Here is a 19,989-nt window from a genome sequence, read left to right on the forward strand (position 1 = left end):
TTTTTATGAGCGAGATTCTCAGGCTGCCTGGGAATAGAACTCCAGCACACTGATCCCGGTCAGCAGGTCGGTCTCTGGAAGGTCGGCATGTTGATGGCCGCCGAGGGCGCAATACACCAGCCAATGTCGGTCCTGCACGTTGAAGGACAGGCTGTCGACGAGGTTCTGTTGTTCGTCGCTTGGGCTGATGAGATAGAGGCGATCCTGGTTTTCGGCGTGCAACATGAGAGGGTCCGGGCAGGTTTGAAGGGCGACAGAGTGGCCTAATCAGATGACGAAACCGTGACGGGGGAAATTAACCCGAGGATAGATTACGGACCCTGTGGCGAGGGAGCTTGCTCCCGCTGGGCTGCGCAGCAGCCCCCGACTAGCGTCTCGGTGTGTCAGGTTAATCGTGCAAGCTTTTTTTGGGACTGCTTCGCAGTCCAGCGGGAGCAAGCTCCCTCGCCACGAAGTCACCAGGCCATTATCCCAGCCGATCGTTACTGGTCGGAAAAAACGGTGCAGGGCGGCAGGCTTTCGGTAGAATCCGCGCCCTGTTCGTAGGCCACGGACGTGTCCTGTCCGTTTTTCGCTTGAGGTTCGTGATGTCGCTGCATCTGCTTTCGTTGTTCGCCGCCCACCCCGCCAAACTGATCAACTTGCTTGCGTTGCTGTTTGCCTGCCCGGGCGGTTGGGTGCTGCATGCGACGCGCCGCCGTGAACAACGGGCGCGGGCTTGCCTTGAAGCGCGCAATCGCGATGGCAACGAACGCTTCGAAGCGCTGCTGGATCTGGCCACTCAGCGCATGAACCGGTTTTTCTACCGGTTTGGCTTTGGCTGCCTGGCGCTGGCGTTGCTGATGTCGTGGATCAGTACGCAGTTCTGACTGCGTAGCCGTGGCAGGGTAAGTGAGGTTTGTCAGGCAGAGATGCTTTTGTGGCGAGGGAGCTTGCTCCCGCTGGGCTGCGCAGCAGCCCCCCCCCTCGAACGGTCAACCCCAAGGCTCTGACTAACCGCAAGCCCGTTTTGCGATTGCTGCGCAATCGAGCGGGAGCAAGCTCCCTCGCCACAGGGAACCCGTGTCCTCAGACGCTTAAAGCGCCAACCCCGCCTTGACCCGATACTGATTACGCACCGGCGTTGCGTATTGCAGCACCAGGAACGGTCGGTGTTCCGGCGGGCAAGCGTCCAGCCGGCGTTGCCATTCTTCCTGGGCCTTGGCCAGTTCTTCGGCACCGAACACCTCGGCCGCCTTGGGCACCTGCAACTGCGGGTCGGCGTCGGCCCATTGGGCATAAGCCAGGTAGTGCACCGGGAACAGGCGGTAGCCGCCGAGAATCTGCCGATCCATCTCCTGGGCCAGTTGCTTGGTGTCCTCGAACAGCTCGGTGATGGGCGCGGCGAAGTTCACGTGGACCCGGCCCTTGTAGCCGGTGATGCCCTTGGCGATGCTCACGTCGTCCTCGCCCGGAGCCTTGGTGTAGGTGCCGGTGGTCGCGCGGATGTACAACTCGCGGGCCTTGGCCTGGTCGCACGGGTCGTATTCGTAGCTGATCGACACCGGGGTGAGGTTCAGTGACTGGATCACCTCGCCGAACGGCTCGTCCTTGCGGCTCATGTGAAACATCTTGAGGATCGCCGATTCGGTCCGGTCGTCACCGTCCTTGGCCCGTCCTTCGGCCTGGGCGATCCAGATCGAGGCGCAGTCGTTGCGGATCGAATGGTTGATGTACGCCGACAACAACTGGTATGCCGCCATTTTTTCCCGCCGCCCGGTGATGGAGCGGTGCACGATGAAGCTCTTGTTCAGGCGCATCAGGTCGCTGACAAAGGGCTTTTGCAGCAGGTTGTCGCCAATGGCGATGCGCGGGGTCGGCAGGCCGGCGTGGTATACGGCGTAGTTGACGAAGGCCGGGTCCATCACGATATCGCGGTGGTTGGCGATGAACAGATACGCACTGCCGGACTTGAATTGCTCCACCCCGGTATAGGTCACGCCGTCGGTGGCGCGCTCGATGGTGTGGTCGACATAGAACTCCACTTTGTCCTGCAACGTGGCGACCGACGTCACTCCGGCGAACTCACGGCGCAATCTTTGCGCTATAAGGGGTTTGAGCATCCAGCCGAAGGCGCCGGCCAGGCGTGGGAAGCGGAAGTGGGTGAGGATATCTAGAAACGCCTTGTCGCCGAGCAGTCGTGCCAGCACCGCTGGGACTTCGCTGTCGTCGTAAGGTCGGATGGCATCGAATTCGCCCATCATGCTCTCTTGTTGGAAACGGCTAGGGTAAGTAAAGGTTCTAACGAAAAAACGACAGGGCACGGTCTGGAAGATAAGCCAGACAAAAATAGCCCTGCAAATAGACCGGCGATTATACGCACAAGTCACCTGGGAGACCGCGATGCTGGAAAGCGCTCATTATGAATGTCCGTATTGTGGGGAGGACGTAGAGACATCCCTGGACTTGTCCGGCGGTGATCAGGACTACATCGAGGATTGTCAGGTCTGTTGCCGGCCAATCACCTTTGTGTTGCAGGTCCATGGTGAGGAATGGCATCTCGAGGTCTTCAGCGAAAACGACTGACGGGGCGACACCGATGCAGCGAATCTACGAGCTGGAAAACCTGATGGAAGGCGAGTTGTTGCAAGGCATGCTTGCCAGTGAAGGCATCACGGCGCATCTGGTGGGGCGCGATTTGCTGGGCGGTGCGGGGGAGTTGCCCATGCAGGGCTTGCTGGGACTGGCGGTGGAAGATGACCAGGCGCAATACGCCCGGGAGTTGATCGCCGCGTACAATGCCGCACTGCCGTTGCCCGGCGATGAACCGGACAGCTATCCCGGTACGCTGGTCTGTTAGGCTGGCGGCCGTTTGTTCGATCAAGAGTCGTGTTGCCCCATGTGTGGACGTTATGCCCTGTTTCGCTGGAACCCCACCTTCGCGGCCCTGCCCGGTTTTCCCGCCGATCAGAAGGCTCAATGGAACATTTCGCCCAACGATTCGGTGCTGATCCTGCGGGCCGACGCCGAGGGCCAGCGCGAACTGGCCCGGGCGCGCTGGGGCCTGACGCCGCCTTGGTTGACCGACCTGTCCCGCACGCCGGCCCATGCCCGGGCCGAAACCGTGGCCGAGCAGCCGATGTTCCGCGAGGCCTTGCGCCTGCGCCGTTGCCTGCTGCCGGCCAATGGTTTCTATGAATGGCGCGGTGGTACGCGCAAGCGTCCGTACTGGTTGACGCCGGGGGAGGGTTCGTCGCTGTTTTTCGCCGCGATCTGGGAAGCGTATCCGGTGCAGGAACAGGTGTGGCTGAGCACGGCGGTCATCACTCAACCGGCGGCGGGCCAGCGCCGGCCGTTGATTCTGGACGAAGAAGGCCAGCGCCTGTGGCTCGACCCCGAGACACCGCTGCATGCTTTGCAAGGGCTGCTGGCAAGCGAGCCGGCGCCATTGCGCGAGCGGGTATTGGCCAATATGGTCAATGATCCGAAACTCAATGGGCCGGAGTGCTTGACTCCGGCTTGAGCGTTGCGGTGATTGTGCCGGCCTCATCGTCGGATCGCCGCTCGGAGCAAGCTCGCTCCCACATTAGGTTCTGGGCGTTACTCGTGATGCGGCTCACCCAGGAAGGTCAATGAGGTGAACACGCCACGGGTGGCCACGTCCTTGTTGTCCTTGAGCGCAATTTCCATCTGCGCCGCGATCACATTCAAGCCTTCGTTGCGCACCAGCACCTTGGCCCGGCCTTCTGCGTCGGTTTCAGTCGATACGGTGTTCGGCATGCTGCGGTAGTCGCCCACCAGTTTCACACCCGCGGCCGGTTTGCCGTCCAGCAGCACCCGTACCGGCAATGACTGGCCCGGGCCAACGGTCAGTGGGTCGACTTCCGGCAGGATCACGAACTTGATCGGTGCAAGCGTCGGCAGTTTCGCCCCTGGCTCATAGATCGCCAGGCTGTATTTGAACGTATGGGTCGATTCGATCGCCCCGGGTACTTTGCTGCGGCCTTCGTTGATCCACTTCTTGTCGGCCGTCTGGGACCACATGCCGTTGTCCAGCGCCACGGCCAGCACCGCTGGCGGCTTGAGCGGTTGCAGGCGGGCGTGGTCCGGCAGGCGCTCTACGGTGACGGGGATCATCTTGCCGCCCAGGTCATAGGCCCAGGCACCACTGATTTTCTGCGCCTTGAAGGCATTGTCTTCGGCGCCGTGGCCGTAGATCACTTCGACGTTGCCGCGACGCTGTTCGGTCCACAGGCCATGGGCCGAGGCCTGTGTGGCCAGGAGCAGGCCGAGCAGGGCGAAGGTCTTGGGGTATTTCATGCTGACTTCCTTATAGATCGAGGGTGAGGCTGACAGTGAAGTTGCGCGGATCGCCGGGAGTGACCCAGTAATTGCTGTAGGAGCGTTCGTAGTATTTTTCGTCGAAGACGTTATTCAGGTTCAGGCCCACGGTGACGTCATCGCTGGCCTTGTAATGGGCCAGCAGGTCCACGGTGTGGTAGGCCGGCAGTTCGAAATCCTTGCTGGCTTCGCCCGAGCGATCGCCGACGTAAGTGAACGCCGCGCCAACATCCGAGCCGCGCAGGTGCCCATCCTGGAATTCGTAGACCCCCAGCAGGCTGCCGCTGTGTTTAGCGACGCCGAGGATCCGGCTGCCTGTGGGGTTTCCCGGGTCACCCTTGGTCACTTCGGCGTCGATGTAGGCATAGGCGCCGATCATCCGCACGGCGTCGGTCACCTGCCCGGTCAATTGCAAGTCGATGCCCTGGCTGCGGGCCTTGCCAATGGCGCGGCTGAAGTCGGTGCCGGCGACCGGGCTCAGGACGTTTTCCTTCTCGATATGGAACGCCGCCAGGGTGGTGCTCAGGCGATCGTCGAACAACTCGCTCTTGATCCCCACTTCATAGCCGACCCCTTCCTCGGGATCGAAAGTCTTGCCGCCGGCATCCAGGCCGTTGTTGGGTTTGAACGAGGTGGAGGCGTTGGCAAACAGGCCGACCTCGGGCGTCAACTGATACAGCAGGCCGGCCCGTTGCGTCAGGGCGTCGTGGCGTTGGCGGCTGGTGAGGTGGGTGTTGTGGTCGTCGATGCTTTGCTCGAAATGCTCATAGCGCACGCCGAGCATGCCCCGCAGCTTGTCGGTGAAGACGATCTGGTCCTGCAGGTTCAGTGCGCGGCTTTGTACATGTTCGAAAAAATCGGGGCCGGTGCGTTTGCCATCAGGTTTTGGCTGGCCGTAAATCGGTTGATAAATGTCGATGGGATAAGCGCTGCCGTTGATGGTGGTCACGCGCTCGTTCTTGCGATAGTCCTCATATTCGGTGCCGATCAACAGTTCGTGCTGCCAGGGGCCGAGGTCGAACATTCCACGCAATTCAAGTTGGGTGATGCTGTCGTGCCAATTGTTGTCGCGCTCGCGGTAGCGGCGGTTCACCGTGTGGCCGTCGGCATTCAACGGGCGTGCTTCGGAAGCGAATCCCCAGAGTTCACCCTGCTTGTAATGGCTGGCCAAGCGTAACTGCCAGGCGTCGTTGAGCTGATGCTCGAGGGCGGCCTGGAGCATGTTGTTGTGATTGTCGATGTCGCCGTCGTTGGGCTCGCCCAGGAACGTCGAGCGGGAAACGCCGCTCCAGCGATTGTTCGGAGCGACGATGCCGCGGTCGAACGTCGAGCTGTGGCGCACGATTTCGCTTTCCACCAGCAACCGCGTATCGGGGTTCAGTTGCCAACTGATGGAGGGCGCAACGAAAACACGTTTGCTGCCGACATGGTCGCGAAAGCTATTGTTGTCCTCGACCGCCAGATTGACCCGCGACAGCAGGTTGCCTTCGGTGTCCAGTGGCGTGTTGACGTCCAGCGCAGTGCGGTAGCGATCCCAACTGCCAGCGCTGGTTTGCAAGGTGGTGAAGGCTTCGGGCTGGGGTTTCTTGGTGACTATGTTCACCGTACCACCGGGATCGCCCCGTCCATACAGGCTGGCGGCTGGGCCCTTGAGTACTTCGATGCGTTCGATGTTCGCGGCGTCCGGGGTGCTTGGATAGCCGCGGTTGGCGCTGAAGCCGTCCTTGTAGAATTCCGATGTGGTGAAGCCGCGCACGCTGTATTCGTAGAGCGTCAGGCCACCGAAGTTGTTCTGCTTCGATACACCGCCGGCGTATTCCAATGCCCGTTCGACGTTGGTGCTGCCCAGGTCCTTGAGCACGCTGGCGGGAATCACGCTGATCGATTGCGGGATGTCGCGCAGGGCGGTGTCGGTTTTGGTGGCACTGGCGGAGCGGGTGGCGCGATAGCCTGTGACGGGCCCGGTGGGGGATTCGTAGTCGGACGTCACGGTGATGGCGTCCAGCTCCAGAGGCTGGAGGTCTTCGGCGTAGGCCGGATCGCCCAAAAGGCCGAAGGCCAGGCTGGCGAAAGACATCCGTGTTAGAGATGACATGTTATGTTGTTCCAAATCTTATAGTTGAAACAATATAACACTACTAATGAGAATTTATGCTATCTGTAATTTCAAGTGAAATCTGGATGGGTTTGCCAGGGGGATCACTTTGGCGGAGCGGATAGGATTTTTTGTGGCGAGGGAGCTTGCTCCCGCTGGGCCGCGAAGCGGCCCCAAAACCCGCCCCAAAACCTGCCAAATGCGGAGCATCAGACACACCGCACCCGCCGGTTTACGACCGCTTCGCGGCCGAGCGGGAGCAAGCTCCCTCGCCACAGGTCCATCATTTTTCTGAAATGAACTGCATTCAGGAGGACTGGCCACCCGGGAAGTTGCCCGCGGCTACTGCTCTTCCTTGAGCACCACCGGTGCCGGCGGTGGGCGCAGGCCGATTTCAGCGGTGAGCTTGAGCTCCTTGCCGTTGCGCATGACCTGGATCGTCACCTTGTCGGTGGGCTTGATCCGCGCCACCTGGTTCATCGAGCGGCGGCCATCGCCGGCCGGCTCGCCATCGATGCTCAGGATCACATCGCCCAGTTGCAGGCCGGCCTTCTGCGCCGGGCCGTCGCGGAAAATTCCCGCCACCACGATACCGGGCCTCCCGGACAAGCCGAAGGACTCCGCCAGTTCCTGGGTCAGCGGCTGGACTTCAATACCCAGCCAGCCACGGATCACCTGGCCGTGCTCGATGATGGACTTCATCACCTCCATCGCCAGCTTCACCGGAATGGCGAAGCCGATGCCCTGGCTGCCGCCGGACTTGGAGAAGATCGCCGTGTTGATCCCAGTGAGGTTGCCGTTGGCATCCACCAGCGCGCCGCCGGAGTTGCCCGGGTTGATCGCGGCGTCGGTCTGGATGAAGTCTTCGTAGTTGTTCAGGCCCAACTGGTTGCGTCCGGTGGCGCTGATGATGCCCATGGTCACGGTCTGGCCGACACCGAACGGGTTGCCGATGGCCAGGGTGACGTCGCCGATGCGGATGCTGTCTGAGCGGCCGATGGTGATGGCCGGCAGGTTCTTGAGGTCGATCTTCAGCACCGCGAGGTCGGTTTCCGGGTCGCTGCCGATCACTCGCGCCAGGGTTTCACGACCGTCCTTGAGGGCTACCACGATCTGGTCGGCTCCGCTGGTGACGTGGTTGTTGGTCAAAATATAACCTTCCGGGCTCATGATCACGCCCGATCCCAGGCTCGACTCCATGCGCTTCTGCTTGGGCGAGTTGTCGCCGAAGAACCGCCGGAATTGCGGGTCTTCGAACAGCGGATGGCTGGGCTTGTTGATGACCTTGGTGGTGTACAGGTTCACCACGGCTGGCGCGGCGGTGGTCACGGCGTCGGCGTAGGACACCGGCCCCTGTTGCACAGCCTTGGTTTGCGGCGCCTGCTGCAGGTTGACATCAAGGCTTGGCAGGCCGACCCATTCCGGGTAGCGCTGGATAATCAGTAGAGCGACAAGCACGCCGGCCAACAGCGGCCAGCCGGAAAAACGCAGCGCCTTGAGCATTAAGCACGTCCTACAAAGGTTGCAGGCGGTATGAGACCGCCCATAATGTCGCGCATTATACGAGGCCGCGCGTGCCTCTGAACGGGATATTTAGGAGTCTTTTCATGGCGGTAGCCCTGAACACCCTGGTCGAAGAAGCGGACCGTTACCTGGCCAGCAGCCGGATTGCCGATTACTGCCCCAACGGCCTGCAGGTCGAAGGTGCACCCCAGGTGATGCGCATTGTCAGTGGTGTCACCGCCAGCCAGGCCTTGCTTGACGCTGCCGTCGAGGCCGAGGCCGACCTGGTGCTGGTGCATCACGGTTATTTCTGGAAGGGCGAAAACCCTTGCATCACCGGCATGAAACAGCGTCGTCTCAGGACCTTGCTCAAGCATGATATCAGCCTGTTGGCCTATCACTTGCCGTTGGACCTGCATCCGGAGGTGGGCAATAACGTGCAACTGGCCCGCCAGTTGGACATCACTGTCGAGGGACCGCTGGATCCGGACAATCCCAAGATCGTCGGCCTGGTCGGCTCCCTGTCCGAACCGATGACGGCCCGGGATTTCGCGCGCAAGGTCCAGGAAGTCATGGGGCGTGAGCCGTTGTTGATCGAAGGCGAGCAGATGATCCGCCGGGTTGGCTGGTGCACCGGTGGCGGCCAGGGCTATATCGATCAGGCGGTATTGGCCGGCGTCGACCTGTATCTCAGCGGCGAGGCGTCGGAGCAGACGTTCCACAGTGCGCGGGAAAACGGCATCAGCTTCATCGCCGCCGGGCATCATGCGACCGAGCGCTACGGTGTCCAGGCATTGGGCGATTACCTGGCGCGACGCTTTGCCCTGGAGCACATCTTCATCGATTGCCCGAATCCCATTTGACTGCTTATAACCATTGTGAGCGAGCTTGCTCGCGATGGCGGTGGGTCAGTCAACCTCAATGCTGACTGATACACTGCTATCGCGAGCAAGCTCGCTCCCACAAAAAGCGGTTGCAGTGCCCGAACCACCAGGCATATCCATATGCTGTTTCGATCTAGTTGGCGCCCTGATTAGAAGAGGTCGCTGTGCTAGGATTCCCCGCTCGAACACGGCCCGCTGGCCGTTCATAAGAAAGTTTTCGTGAGTAGCCATGGTCGACAAACTGACGCATCTGAAACAGCTGGAGGCGGAAAGCATCCACATCATCCGCGAGGTGGCCGCCGAGTTCGATAACCCGGTGATGCTGTACTCCATCGGTAAAGACTCCGCCGTGATGCTGCACCTGGCACGCAAGGCGTTCTTCCCCGGCAAGCTGCCGTTTCCGGTGATGCACGTCGACACCCGCTGGAAATTCCAGGAAATGTACAAGTTTCGCGATCGCATGGTCGAGGAACTGGGCCTGGACCTGATCACCCACGTGAACCCGGACGGCGTGGCGCAGGGCATCAACCCGTTCACCCACGGCAGTGCCAAGCACACCGACATCATGAAGACCGAAGGCCTCAAGCAGGCCCTGGACAAATATGGTTTCGACGCCGCGTTCGGCGGTGCCCGTCGCGATGAAGAGAAATCCCGCGCCAAGGAGCGCGTGTACTCGTTCCGTGACAGCAAGCACCGCTGGGACCCGAAGAACCAGCGCCCGGAGCTGTGGAACGTCTACAACGGCAAGGTCAACAAAGGCGAGTCGATCCGCGTATTCCCGCTGTCGAACTGGACCGAGCTGGACATCTGGCAGTACATCTACCTCGAAGGCATCCCGATCGTGCCGCTGTACTTTGCCGCCGAGCGTGAAGTGATCGAGAAGAACGGCACGCTGATCATGATTGACGACGAGCGCATCCTCGAGCACCTGTCGGATGAAGACAAAGCCCGTATCGTCAAGAAGAAAGTGCGTTTCCGTACCCTTGGCTGCTACCCGTTGACGGGCGCGGTGGAGTCCGAGGCCGAGAGCCTGACGGACATCATCCAGGAAATGCTCCTGACGCGAACTTCCGAGCGCCAGGGCCGGGTCATCGACCACGATGGCGCAGGCTCGATGGAAGATAAAAAACGTCAGGGTTATTTCTAAGGGGTTGTCATGTCGCACCAATCTGATTTGATCAGCGAGGACATCCTCGCCTACCTGGGCCAGCACGAGCGTAAAGAGCTGCTGCGCTTTTTGACCTGCGGTAACGTCGACGACGGCAAGAGCACCCTGATCGGGCGCCTGCTGCACGACTCCAAGATGATCTACGAAGATCACCTGGAAGCCATCACCCGCGATTCGAAGAAAGTCGGCACCACCGGTGACGACATCGACCTGGCGTTGCTGGTCGACGGCCTGCAGGCCGAGCGCGAGCAAGGCATCACCATCGATGTCGCCTACCGCTATTTCTCCACCGCCAAGCGCAAGTTCATCATCGCCGATACCCCCGGCCATGAGCAGTACACCCGCAACATGGCCACCGGTGCCTCCACCTGTGACCTGGCGATCATCCTGGTGGATGCCCGCTACGGCGTGCAGACCCAGACCCGTCGCCACAGCTTCATCGCCTCGTTGCTGGGCATCAAGCACATCGTCGTGGCCATCAACAAGATGGACCTCAAGGACTTCGACCAGGGCGTGTTCGAGTCGATCAAGGCCGACTACCTGAAGTTCGCCGAAGGCTTGAAGATGAAGCCCACCAGCATGCATTTCGTGCCGATGTCGGCCCTCAAGGGCGACAACGTGGTGAACAAATCCGAGCGCTCGCCGTGGTACACCGGCCAGTCGCTGATGGAAATCCTCGAGACCGTGGAAGTGGCGGGCGACCGCAACTTCACCGACCTGCGTTTCCCGGTGCAGTACGTCAACCGTCCGAACCTGAACTTCCGCGGTTTCGCCGGCACCCTCGCCAGCGGCATCGTGCACAAGGGCGACGAAGTGGTGGTGCTGCCCTCGGGCAAGAGCAGCCGCGTCAAATCCATCGTCACCTTCGAAGGCGAGCTGGAACACGCCGGTCCCGGTCAGGCAGTCACGCTGACCATGGAAGACGAGATCGACATCTCCCGTGGCGACCTGTTGGTGCATGCCGACAACGTGCCGCCAGTGACCGACAGCTTCGAAGCGATGCTGGTGTGGATGGCTGAAGAGCCGATGCTGCCGGGCAAGAAATACGACATCAAGCGCGCCACCAGTTATGTGCCGGGCTCGATTGCCAGCATTGTCAACAAGGTCGACGTGAACACCCTGGAAGAAGGTCCGGCCAGCGCGTTGCAGCTCAATGAAATCGGCAAGGTGAAGATCGCGCTGGATGCGCCGATCGCCCTGGACGGTTACGAGAGCAACCGCACCACCGGCTCATTTATCATCATTGACCGCCTGACCAACGGCACGGTCGGCGCCGGCATGATCGTCGCCCAGCCGCTGGCCCATGGCAGCAGCACGCACCACGGCAAACTGGCCCATGTGTCGGTGGAAGAACGCGCCCAGCGCTTCGGCCAGCAGCCGGCCACGGTGTTGTTCAGTGGCCTGTCGGGCGCGGGTAAAAGCACGCTGGCCTATGCGGTGGAACGCAAGTTGTTCGACATGGGGCGTGCGGTATTCGTCCTTGATGGCCAGAACCTGCGTCATGACCTGAACAAGGGCTTGCCGCAGGATCGCGCCGGGCGTACCGAGAACTGGCGCCGTGCGGCTCACGTCGCCCGCCAGTTCAACGAAGCCGGCCTGCTGACCCTCGCCGCCTTCGTTGCGCCAAATGCCGAAGGACGTGAGCAAGCCAAAGACCTGATCGGCCGGGAGCGTCTGCTGACGGTCTACGTCCAGGCCTCGCCGACTGTGTGCGCCCAGCGTGATCCGCAAGGGCTGTATGCCGCTGCTGGCGACAACATCCCGGGCGAGTCCTTCCCGTACGACGTGCCGCTGGACGCCGACCTGGTGATCGACACCCAGTCGCTGACATTGGAAGAGAGCGTCAAGCAGGTCCTGGATCTGCTGCGCAAGCGTGGGGCGATCTAAGGAACGCCGCTGTAAATAAAAGCCCGCAGATGAGTGATCATCTGCGGGCTTTTTCATTTCCAGAGGGGCACTAGATCAAATGTGGGAGCGGGCTTGCTCGCGAAGACGATGGAACATCCAACATCTTCATGAGCTGACACACCGCTTTCGCGAGCAAGCCCGCTCCCACAGGGATTAACGGTGATCTGGATACTCGCGGTGCATCTGCGCAAGCAACGCATCCTTGTCCTGCCACAACTGGTTGATCCAGCCTTGGAATTCCAGGCGATACGCGCCGTCCTGATCGTAGTTTTTCCTGATGAACTGCGCTGGAATCTTCAGTTCCTGGAAATGCACCACCACCTCGCCCATCTTGCCGCACAGCAAATCCCAATACCCCGGACGCCCGCCCGGATAATGGATCGTCACGTTGATGATCGACTCCAGTTGTTCACCCATGGCGTCGAGCACAAACGCGATGCCGCCGGCCTTGGGTTTGAGCAGGTAGCGAAACGGTGACTGCTGCTGGGCATGCTTGCCTTCGGTGAAACGCGTGCCTTCGACGAAATTGAAAATACCCACCGGATTGTCGCGAAACTTCGCGCAGGTCTTGCGGGTTGTTTCCAGGTCCTTGCCTTTCTTTTCCGGATGCTTTTCCAGGTAAGCCTTGGAGTAGCGTTTCATGAACGGGAAGCCCAGCGCCCACCAGGCCAGGCCGATCACCGGTACCCAGATCAGTTCCTGCTTGAGAAAGAACTTCAACGGCCGGATGCGTCGGTTCAGCACGTACTGCAACACCATGATATCGACCCAGCTCTGATGGTTGCTGGTGATCAGGTACGAATGCTGGTAGTCCAGGCCCTCCAGGCCGCTGAGGTGCCAACGGGTACGACGCAGCAGGTTCATCCAGGCCTTGTTGTTGCTGATCCAGGCTTCGTGGATGTGGCCCATCAACCAGTCGGTGAAGCGCTGGGCAGCGGGGAAGGGCAGCAACAGCTTGAAGATCGCCACGATGAACAGTGGGGTGCAGCAGGCGATGGTGTTCAGCGCCAGCAGCAGCGAGGCAATGACGCCGCGCAAGGGGGCAGGCAGAAAGTCCAGCATTTAAATGTCCAAAGGTCGGTTGGCGGCTTGGATCGCGGTCAAGGCGATGGTGTACACGATGTCGTCGACCTGGGCGCCGCGCGGCAAGTCATTCACCGGTTTGCGCAAGCCTTGCAGCATCGGCCCGAGGCTGACGCAATCGGCGCTGCGCTGCACGGCCTTGTGGGTGGTGTTGCCGGTGTTGAGGTCCGGGAAGATGAACACCGTCGCCCGACCGGCCACCTGGCTGTTGGGCGCCAATTGCCGTGCCACGGTTTCGTTGGCGGCGGCGTCGTATTGCAGCGGACCATCGATCAACAGGCCGTGCTGGGCCTCGTGGGCGAGCAGGGTGGCTTCGCGAACTTTTTCCACTTCTTCGCCACTGGCCGACTCACCGCTGGAGTAGCTGAGCATCGCCACCCGCGGCATGATGCCGAACGCGGCGGCCGAGTCGGCACTTTGCAGGGCGATTTCCGCCAGTTCCGCAGCGCTGGGGTGCGGGTTCATCACGCAGTCGCCGTAGACCAGCACTTCTTCGGGAAACAGCATGAAAAACACCGAGGACACCAGGGAGCAGCCTGGTGCGGTCTTGATCAGTTGCAGGGCCGGGCGGATGGTGTTGGCGGTGGAGTGGATGACGCCGGATACCAGGCCGTCCACTTCATCCAGGGCCAACATCATGGTACCGATGACCACGGTGTCTTCCAATTGCTGCTCGGCCATCGGCGCGTTCAGGCTCTTGCTCTTGCGCAACCTCACCATGGGTTCGACGTAGCGTTCGCGAATCGAATCCGGGTCGAGAATCTCCAGCCCCGGCGGCAGTTCGATGCCTTGGGCGCGGGCCACCGCTTCGACGTCGGCCGGTTTTGCCAGCAACACGCAGCGGGCAATGCCCCGGGCCTGGCAAATGGCGGCAGCCTGGACGGTCAAAGGTTCGCTGCCCTCGGGCAGCACGATACGTTTGTTGGCGGCCTGGGCGCGCTGGATCAACTGATAGCGGAACACCGCTGGCGACAGGCGCATTTCCCGTGGTGTGCCGCAGCGCTGGTGCAGCCATTTGGCGTCCAGGTGGCTGGCGACAAAATCGGTGATGATCTCTGCACGTTCACGGTCATCAATGGGGATTTCCTTGTTCAGGCCGTTGAGCAGGTTAGCGGTGTCATAGGAGCCGGTGCTTACCGACAGAACCGGCAACCCCGCCTGCAAGGCGCCGCGGCACAAGTCCATGATGCGCGGGTCGGGCAGGGTGTCGCTGGTCAGCAGCAGCCCGGCCAGCGGCACGCCGTTGATCGCTGCCAGGCTCACGGCCAGGATGATGTCGTCGCGATCGCCGGGGGTCACCACCAGCACGCCGGGCTTGAGCAGTTCCACGGTGTTGCGCATGGTGCGGGCGCAAATGATGATGTTGCTCATGCGCCGGGTTTCGTAGTCGCCGGCATTGAGCACCTGCGCGCCCATCAGGTCGGCCACGTCGCGGGTGCGCGGGGCATTGAGTTCGGGGCGAAACGGGATGCAACCGAGCAGGCGGAAATCGCCGCTGCGCAGCAAGGGCGAGTGCTCTTTGAGCCGTGCGGAAAACGCCTCCATGCTTTCCTCGGTGCGGACCTTGTTCAGGATCACCCCGAGAACTTTCGGGTCCTTCGGCCCGCCAAACAACTGCGCCTGCAACTCTACCCGGCCAGACAGTTCGGTCAGCACTTCGTTTTCCGGTGCCGACACCAGGATGACCTCGGCGTCCAGGCTCTTGGCCAGGTGCAGGTTGACCCGGGCGGCGTAGCTGGCGTTGCGGGTCGGGACCATGCCTTCGACGACCAGCACGTCCTTGCCGATGGCCGCCTGCTGATAAAGGGTAATGATTTCCTCCAGCAGCTCATCGAGCTGGCCGTCGCCGAGCATGCGCTCGACGTGCGCCAGGCCCAGGGGCTGCGGCGGCTTGAGGCCATGGGTGCGGGCCACCAGCTCGGTGGAGCGTTCCGGCCCGGTGTCGCCGGGGTGAGGTTGGGCAATGGGTTTGAAAAAGCCGACTTTCAGCCCGGCCCGTTCAAGGGTACGCACCAGCCCGAGGCTGATGGAGGTCAGGCCCACACCAAAATCGGTGGGCGCGATAAAAAAAGTTTGCATGCGGATTCTCTAAGGGAGCATGGCAAGGGTGTGACCTATGACTGGTCATCTACCATCAATTCCAGTCGCCAAGGTTATCGCTAACCGGGGCCTGTGCGCACCAGCCGCAGTCAAAGGGCTGGCCTATTTTTTCAATACGTTGCGCAGGGTCCAGTACCCAGGCGCGGGACTGCCAGGGTGGCTGGTGGCGCAGGTGTTGGGTATGGCCACAGGAAAGCTCGGCCACCCAGTGCCCGTCCTCGTCCTGATGGAAACCGGTGACCGTCGGTCTGTTCGGGCAAGTCCGTTTGTCCGGGTTCCGTTCGCTTTCGGGCAAATCCTTGTTTAGACTTGTCCGTTCTTCATTCTTATGCAAAAGGTCTCGCCCCATGCTGATCGCCGCCAATAAGGCTGTCTCCATCGACTATACCCTGACCAACGACGCTGGTGAGGTCATCGACAGCTCTGCCGGCGGCGCTCCGCTGGTCTACCTGCATGGCGCAGGCAACATCATCCAGGGCCTGGAAAAAGCCCTGGAAGGCAAAACGGTCGGTGACGACCTGAACGTTACCGTCGAGCCGGAAGACGCCTATGGCGAGTACTCCGCCGAACTGGTCAGCACCCTGAGCCGCAGCATGTTCGAAGGCGTTGATGAGCTGGAAGTGGGCATGCAGTTCCACGCTTCCGCCCCCGATGGCCAGATGCAGATCGTCACCATTCGCGACTTGGAAGGCGACGACGTCACCGTTGACGGCAACCACCCGTTGGCCGGCCAGCGTTTGAACTTCAAAGTCAAGATCGTCGACATCCGTGACGCCAGCCAAGAAGAAATTGCCCATGGTCACGTCCATGGCGAAGGCGGCCATCACCACTGATTTGTGCGCTACGCTCAAATGACCAGTGAACTGGAAAGGCGCCATACGGCGCCTTTTTAGTCGGTTGCTGTTAGCATCAACCATGGCTGTTTCGAAAAGATCCGCAAACCTGGAGTTCGTCATGAGTGCTTTCCACGACCTTAAACTCAAAGCCCTGGATGGTCAGGAGCTTGCTCTGGCGCCGTTCAAGGGGCAAGTCGTGCTGGTGGTCAACGTCGCCTCCAAATGTGGCCTGACGCCTCAATACGCGGCGCTGGAAAATCTCTATCAGCAATACAAGGCCAAGGGCTTCAGCGTGCTGGGCCTGCCCTGCAATCAGTTCGCCGGGCAGGAACCGGGAACCGAGCAGGAAATCCAGGACTTTTGCAGCCTCAACTACGGCGTGACGTTCCCGCTGTCCAGCAAGCTGGACGTGAACGGCCATGATCGTCACCAGTTGTACCGCCTGCTGGCGGGCGAGGGGGCCGAGTTTCCCGGGGACATTACCTGGAACTTCGAAAAATTCCTGCTCGGCAAGGATGGCCGGGTGCTGGCGCGTTTCTCGCCGCGCACGGCGCCGGATGACCCCACGGTGATCCAGGCGATCGAAAAAGCGCTGGCTTGAAAGCCCGGCGCTGCCCCCTGTGGCGAGGGAGCTTGCTCCCGCTCGGTTGCGCAGCAACCGCAAAGAAAAGGGCTGCTACGCAGCCCAGCGGGAGCAAGCTCCCTCGCCACAGGGTTTCATGGTTGAGCAAACACCGCTGCGATTCCTTTTAATCCTTAATCATTCCAATCAATAGTGCTACCCAGCACTCGGCACGGCACATATTATCGCCGTCATATCGACCTGCGACCTTGTCCCGTGGAGTGCCCCCATGCCTGTAAAAGCCCTGTTCAAACCCTTCCACCTCGGCACGCTCGAGCTGCCGACCCGCGTGGTGATGGCGCCGATGACCCGTTCCTTTTCGCCGGGCGGCGTGCCGAACAGCAAGGTGATCGAGTATTACCGTCGTCGTGCGGCGGCCGGGGTTGGCCTGATCATCACCGAGGGCACGACGGTGGGGCACAAGGCTTCCAACGGCTACCCGAACGTGCCGCATTTCTATGGTGACGCCGCGTTGGCCGGCTGGAAAAAAGTGGTTGATGCGGTACACGCCGAAGGCGGCAAGATCGTTCCACAGCTGTGGCATGTGGGCAGTGTGCGACGCATTGGCACCGAGCCGGACACCAGCGTGCCCGGCTATGGTCCGAGCGAAAAGCTCAAGGACGGCCAGGTGGTGGTCCACGGCATGACCCAGGCGGACATTGATGAGGTTATCGCTGCGTTCGCCCAGGCGGCAAAAGACGCTCAACGCATCGGCATGGACGGGGTGGAAATCCACGGCGCCCACGGCTACCTGGTGGACCAGTTCTTCTGGGAAGGCAGCAACCAGCGCACCGACGGTTACGGCGGCAGCCTGGCCAACCGTTCGCGCTTTGCGATCGAATTGATTCGTGCCGTGCGCGCGGCGGTGGGCGAGGGTTTCCCGATCATTTTCCGCTTCTCCCAATGGAAACAGCAGGACTACACCGCGCGTCTGGTGCAAACCCCTGAAGCCTTGGGCGAATTCCTCAAGCCATTGTCCGAGGCGGGCGTGGACATTTTCCACTGCTCGACACGGCGCTTCTGGGAGCCGGAGTTCGAAGGCTCCGAGCTGAACCTGGCCGGCTGGACCCGCAAGCTCACCGGCAAGCCCACCATCACCGTCGGCAGCGTCGGCCTGGACGGCGAGTTCCTGCAGTTCATGGTCAACACCGACAAAGTCGCGCAACCGGCCAGCCTGGAGAAACTGCTGGAGCGCCTGAATAACGAGGAGTTCGACCTGGTGGCGGTGGGGCGTGCGCTGCTGGTGGATCCGGACTGGGCACAAAAAGTCCGTGAAGGGCGTGAGCAGGAGATCTTGCCGTTCAGTCGCGAGGCGTTGATGACCCTGGTTTAAGCGGCGCCTGATCTGACGCTATCGCGAGCAAGCTCGCTCCCACATTTAATCTTCACCGAGCATGAGTCTGGTGTTCGACAAAGATCCCCTGTGGGAGCGAGCTTGCTCGCGATGGCGATTTCAATATTGCCGAAGACTCAGCGCACTGTCGGCGCAGCGGGTATCACTGATTCGCCGACACAAACCCCACGCAACTGCGCCTCGAATTGTTCGATCACCGCCGCCCAACCTTGGCGACTGGCATGTTGGCGCGCATTGAGCCTCACGCAACGCAAGGCCTCGCGCTCTTGCAGCAGCCAACGGGCCCCCTCACAGAACGCTTCTTCATCCCCCGGCATTGCCAGCACACCGTTGTACCCATGGCGAATGTGCTGCGCGGCGGCGGCCTGGTCGTAGGCCACCACGCCCAGCCCGGACGCCAGCGCCTCCAGCACCACATTGCCGAAGGTTTCGGTCAGGCTCGGAAAGACAAACACATCCCCGGACGCATAGTGGCTAGCCAGCGCCTCGCCGCGTTGCGAGCCGCAAAAGATCGCCTCGGGCAATTCCTGTTCCAGCTCGGACCGCTGCGGGCCGTCGCCGACCACCACCAGCTTCATCCGTCGCCCCGGGAAAGCGCTGCACAGCGTGTCGAAACTGCGCTTGAGCAGTCCCAGGTTTTTTTCCGGTGCCAGGCGTCCGACATGCAGCACGGCAATGTCGTCGTCGCCCAGTCCCCAGGCTTCGCGCAGGGTGGCGCAGCGCTTGGCCGGATGGAACAGCTGGCTGTCCACGCCGCGAGACAAGAGCGCCACGCGTTCGAAGTGCCGACGCTCCAGCTCCATGCGCTGACTGAGGCTGGGGACCAGGGTCAGGTTGGAGCGGTTATGAAACCAACGCAGATAATGGGTCAGTACGCGACTCAACAGCCCAAGGCCGTACTGCTGGGTGTATTGCTGGAAGTTGGTGTGGAAGCCGCTGACCACCGAGATACCCAGGCGTCGGGCTGCGCGCAGGGCCGACAGACCCAGGGGGCCTTCCGTGGCGATGTATAGCACGTCCGGACGATGGCGTTTCCAGCGTCTGAGCAGTTTGTGCATCGACGCCTGGCCCCACTGCAAACCCGGATAGCCCGGTAGCGGCCAGCCCCGGCACAGCAGCAACTGCTCGTCACTGGCCTGGCGTTGGTCGTCGACCTGGCGCGGTCGTATCAGCTCGACTTGATGCCCGCGGGCGAGCAAGCCGTCGTACAGGCGGCCCAGGGTATTGGCCACGCCATTGATTTCCGGCGGGAAGGTTTCGGTGATCAGGGTAATGTGCAGAGGTGTGGTCATGACCCCAGTGTCGACCGGGGCCATTTCGTCATTGTGACGCCATGATGATGGATTTGTGACTGGCTCAGCCCTGGCGGGCCAACGCGGTCTCGGCACCTTGCTCACGGACCCAGAACAACGTCGCGCCGGCCACCGCTGCCGGCATCATCAGGATGTTCACCACCGGGATCAGCAACACCAGGTACACGCTGCCGCCAAAGCCCAGGCTCTGCCAGCGCTTTTCCCGCAGCCAGGCGAGCATTTCGTTCCAGCCCAGCTTGTGGTTGTCCGCCGGGTAGTCGATGTACTGGATCGCCATCATCCACACGCCGAACAGCAGCCACAGCGGTGCCGCCACCAGGTTGACCACGGGGATGAACGACAGCACGAACAACCCCAGGGCGCGGGGCAGGAAATAGCCAAGCTTGCGCGCTTCCCGCCCGAGGGTCCGCGGGATCATGGCAATCAACTCGGCCCAACTGAAGGCCGGGAAGTCGTCGGTGCCACGGATGACCACTTCGACTTTTTCCGCGAGAAAGCCGTTGAACGGGGCGGCGATGACGTTGGCGAGCATGGTGAAGGTGAAAAACACCATCAGCACGACGAGCACCACGAACAGGGGCCAGAGGACATAGCTGAGGAAACTGAGCCAGTCCGGCAGCGACGGCATCAGCGTATCGACCCACAGGCTGAACTGGTGGCCGGCCAGGTAAATCAATCCGACGAACAGCACCAGGTTTATCGCCAGGGGCAAGAGTACAAACAAGCGCAGGCCCGGGCTCAAGACCAGCTTGAGGCCCTCTCGCAAATATTGCGGGCCGGACAGGACGGGGGCGGGCATAGGT

Annotated in this window: 20 protein-coding genes; 10 read left to right on the top strand and 10 right to left on the bottom strand. The window is 61.3% G+C overall.

Features of this window, described 5'->3' with window-relative positions; all coding sequences use genetic code 11:
• Positions 1 to 18 precede the first annotated feature (18 nt).
• Entirely contained in the window at positions 19 to 225 is a 207-nt protein-coding gene (locus tag V7773_RS03230; protein WP_003185312.1) for a hypothetical protein, read from the bottom strand.
• A gap of 362 nt (positions 226 to 587) precedes the next feature.
• Between V7773_RS03230 and V7773_RS03235 the strand changes: the two genes are divergently transcribed.
• Positions 588 to 869 (top strand): hypothetical protein, encoded by a 282-nt coding sequence (locus V7773_RS03235; protein ID WP_063324405.1) that lies wholly within the window; start codon positions 588 to 590, stop codon positions 867 to 869.
• A gap of 207 nt (positions 870 to 1,076) precedes the next feature.
• Here V7773_RS03235 and V7773_RS03240 read toward each other — a convergent pair whose 3' ends face one another.
• A complete protein-coding gene (locus V7773_RS03240; protein ID WP_336072350.1) occupies positions 1,077 to 2,243 on the bottom strand; it encodes a 1-acyl-sn-glycerol-3-phosphate acyltransferase in 1,167 nt (388 codons plus the stop codon).
• A gap of 139 nt (positions 2,244 to 2,382) precedes the next feature.
• Here V7773_RS03240 and V7773_RS03245 point away from each other — a divergent pair, with 139 nt between their 5' ends.
• The 3 genes from V7773_RS03245 to V7773_RS03255 are packed head-to-tail and all read left to right on the top strand — an operon-like array spanning position 2,383 to position 3,502.
• Positions 2,383 to 2,565, top strand: coding sequence for a CPXCG motif-containing cysteine-rich protein (locus tag V7773_RS03245; protein ID WP_092149541.1), 183 nt, complete (start codon positions 2,383 to 2,385; stop codon positions 2,563 to 2,565).
• A gap of 13 nt (positions 2,566 to 2,578) precedes the next feature.
• Positions 2,579 to 2,839 (top strand): putative signal transducing protein, encoded by a 261-nt coding sequence (locus V7773_RS03250; protein WP_092149538.1) that lies wholly within the window; start codon positions 2,579 to 2,581, stop codon positions 2,837 to 2,839.
• Between the two features lie 39 nt (positions 2,840 to 2,878).
• Positions 2,879 to 3,502 carry an SOS response-associated peptidase gene (locus V7773_RS03255; RefSeq protein WP_063324407.1) on the top strand — a complete coding sequence of 208 codons (624 nt, stop codon included), beginning with the start codon at positions 2,879 to 2,881 and terminating at the stop codon, positions 3,500 to 3,502.
• A 77-nt stretch (positions 3,503 to 3,579) separates the two neighbouring features.
• On the opposite strand, the gene V7773_RS03260 is transcribed toward V7773_RS03255, so the two are convergent.
• The 3 genes from V7773_RS03260 to algW all read right to left on the bottom strand — a co-directional run bounded on the left by V7773_RS03260 (position 3,580) and on the right by algW (position 7,918).
• A complete protein-coding gene (locus tag V7773_RS03260; RefSeq protein WP_092223770.1) occupies positions 3,580 to 4,299 on the bottom strand; it encodes a DUF4198 domain-containing protein in 720 nt (239 codons plus the stop codon).
• 10 nt (positions 4,300 to 4,309) lie between these two features.
• Complete coding sequence (locus V7773_RS03265; RefSeq protein WP_336072351.1) at positions 4,310 to 6,415, bottom strand: TonB-dependent siderophore receptor; 2,106 nt, start codon at positions 6,413 to 6,415, stop codon at positions 4,310 to 4,312.
• A 342-nt stretch (positions 6,416 to 6,757) separates the two neighbouring features.
• Positions 6,758 to 7,918, bottom strand: a complete 1,161-nt coding sequence (gene algW, locus V7773_RS03270) for a Do family serine endopeptidase AlgW (protein WP_014340162.1) — start codon at positions 7,916 to 7,918, stop codon at positions 6,758 to 6,760.
• Between the two features lie 104 nt (positions 7,919 to 8,022).
• On the opposite strand from algW, the gene V7773_RS03275 reads away from it, so the two are divergent.
• From V7773_RS03275 to cysN, 3 genes are all read left to right on the top strand, one after another.
• Positions 8,023 to 8,781: a Nif3-like dinuclear metal center hexameric protein gene (locus tag V7773_RS03275; RefSeq protein ID WP_092149529.1), complete on the top strand. Its 759-nt coding sequence runs from the start codon at positions 8,023 to 8,025 to the stop codon at positions 8,779 to 8,781.
• A 250-nt stretch (positions 8,782 to 9,031) separates the two neighbouring features.
• Positions 9,032 to 9,949, top strand: coding sequence for a sulfate adenylyltransferase subunit CysD (gene cysD / locus V7773_RS03280; protein WP_003178041.1), 918 nt, complete (start codon positions 9,032 to 9,034; stop codon positions 9,947 to 9,949).
• Positions 9,950 to 9,958: 9 nt separating this feature from the next.
• Positions 9,959 to 11,857 carry a sulfate adenylyltransferase subunit CysN gene (gene cysN, locus V7773_RS03285; protein ID WP_025211877.1) on the top strand — a complete coding sequence of 633 codons (1,899 nt, stop codon included), beginning with the start codon at positions 9,959 to 9,961 and terminating at the stop codon, positions 11,855 to 11,857.
• 174 nt (positions 11,858 to 12,031) lie between these two features.
• Here cysN and V7773_RS03290 read toward each other — a convergent pair whose 3' ends face one another.
• From V7773_RS03290 to V7773_RS03300, 3 genes are read right to left on the bottom strand one after another with little or no spacing between them, the layout of a single operon-like run.
• A complete protein-coding gene (locus V7773_RS03290) occupies positions 12,032 to 12,940 on the bottom strand; it encodes an acyltransferase (RefSeq protein ID WP_336072352.1) in 909 nt (302 codons plus the stop codon).
• Positions 12,941 to 15,040 (bottom strand): phosphate acetyltransferase, encoded by a 2,100-nt coding sequence (gene pta / locus V7773_RS03295; protein ID WP_336072353.1) that lies wholly within the window; start codon positions 15,038 to 15,040, stop codon positions 12,941 to 12,943.
• 55 nt (positions 15,041 to 15,095) lie between these two features.
• A complete protein-coding gene (locus V7773_RS03300; protein WP_072344588.1) occupies positions 15,096 to 15,440 on the bottom strand; it encodes a DUF3565 domain-containing protein in 345 nt (114 codons plus the stop codon).
• Here V7773_RS03300 and V7773_RS03305 point away from each other — a divergent pair.
• The 3 genes from V7773_RS03305 to V7773_RS03315 all read left to right on the top strand — a co-directional run bounded on the left by V7773_RS03305 (position 15,409) and on the right by V7773_RS03315 (position 17,852).
• On the top strand, positions 15,409 to 15,894 hold the full coding sequence (locus V7773_RS03305) for an FKBP-type peptidyl-prolyl cis-trans isomerase (RefSeq protein ID WP_003205467.1): 486 nt from the start codon (positions 15,409 to 15,411) through the stop codon (positions 15,892 to 15,894). The two genes, V7773_RS03300 and V7773_RS03305, sit on opposite strands and share 32 nt — an antisense overlap.
• 121 nt (positions 15,895 to 16,015) lie before the next feature.
• Complete coding sequence (locus V7773_RS03310) at positions 16,016 to 16,498, top strand: glutathione peroxidase (protein ID WP_072344396.1); 483 nt, start codon at positions 16,016 to 16,018, stop codon at positions 16,496 to 16,498.
• Between the two features lie 250 nt (positions 16,499 to 16,748).
• Positions 16,749 to 17,852 carry an NADH:flavin oxidoreductase gene (locus V7773_RS03315; RefSeq protein WP_336072354.1) on the top strand — a complete coding sequence of 368 codons (1,104 nt, stop codon included), beginning with the start codon at positions 16,749 to 16,751 and terminating at the stop codon, positions 17,850 to 17,852.
• A 137-nt stretch (positions 17,853 to 17,989) separates the two neighbouring features.
• Here the strand turns inward: V7773_RS03315 and V7773_RS03320 are convergent, their stop codons facing one another.
• Both V7773_RS03320 and cysZ read right to left on the bottom strand, forming a co-directional pair.
• Positions 17,990 to 19,189, bottom strand: coding sequence for a glycosyltransferase family 4 protein (locus V7773_RS03320; protein WP_092223764.1), 1,200 nt, complete (start codon positions 19,187 to 19,189; stop codon positions 17,990 to 17,992).
• 40 nt (positions 19,190 to 19,229) lie between these two features.
• Positions 19,230 to 19,985: a sulfate transporter CysZ gene (gene cysZ, locus V7773_RS03325; protein WP_063324418.1), complete on the bottom strand. Its 756-nt coding sequence runs from the start codon at positions 19,983 to 19,985 to the stop codon at positions 19,230 to 19,232.
• Positions 19,986 to 19,989 lie beyond the last annotated feature (4 nt).

It is taken from the genome of Pseudomonas sp. 3JA (assembly GCF_036961705.1).
Taxonomy (GTDB): domain Bacteria; phylum Pseudomonadota; class Gammaproteobacteria; order Pseudomonadales; family Pseudomonadaceae; genus Aquipseudomonas; species Aquipseudomonas fluorescens_Q.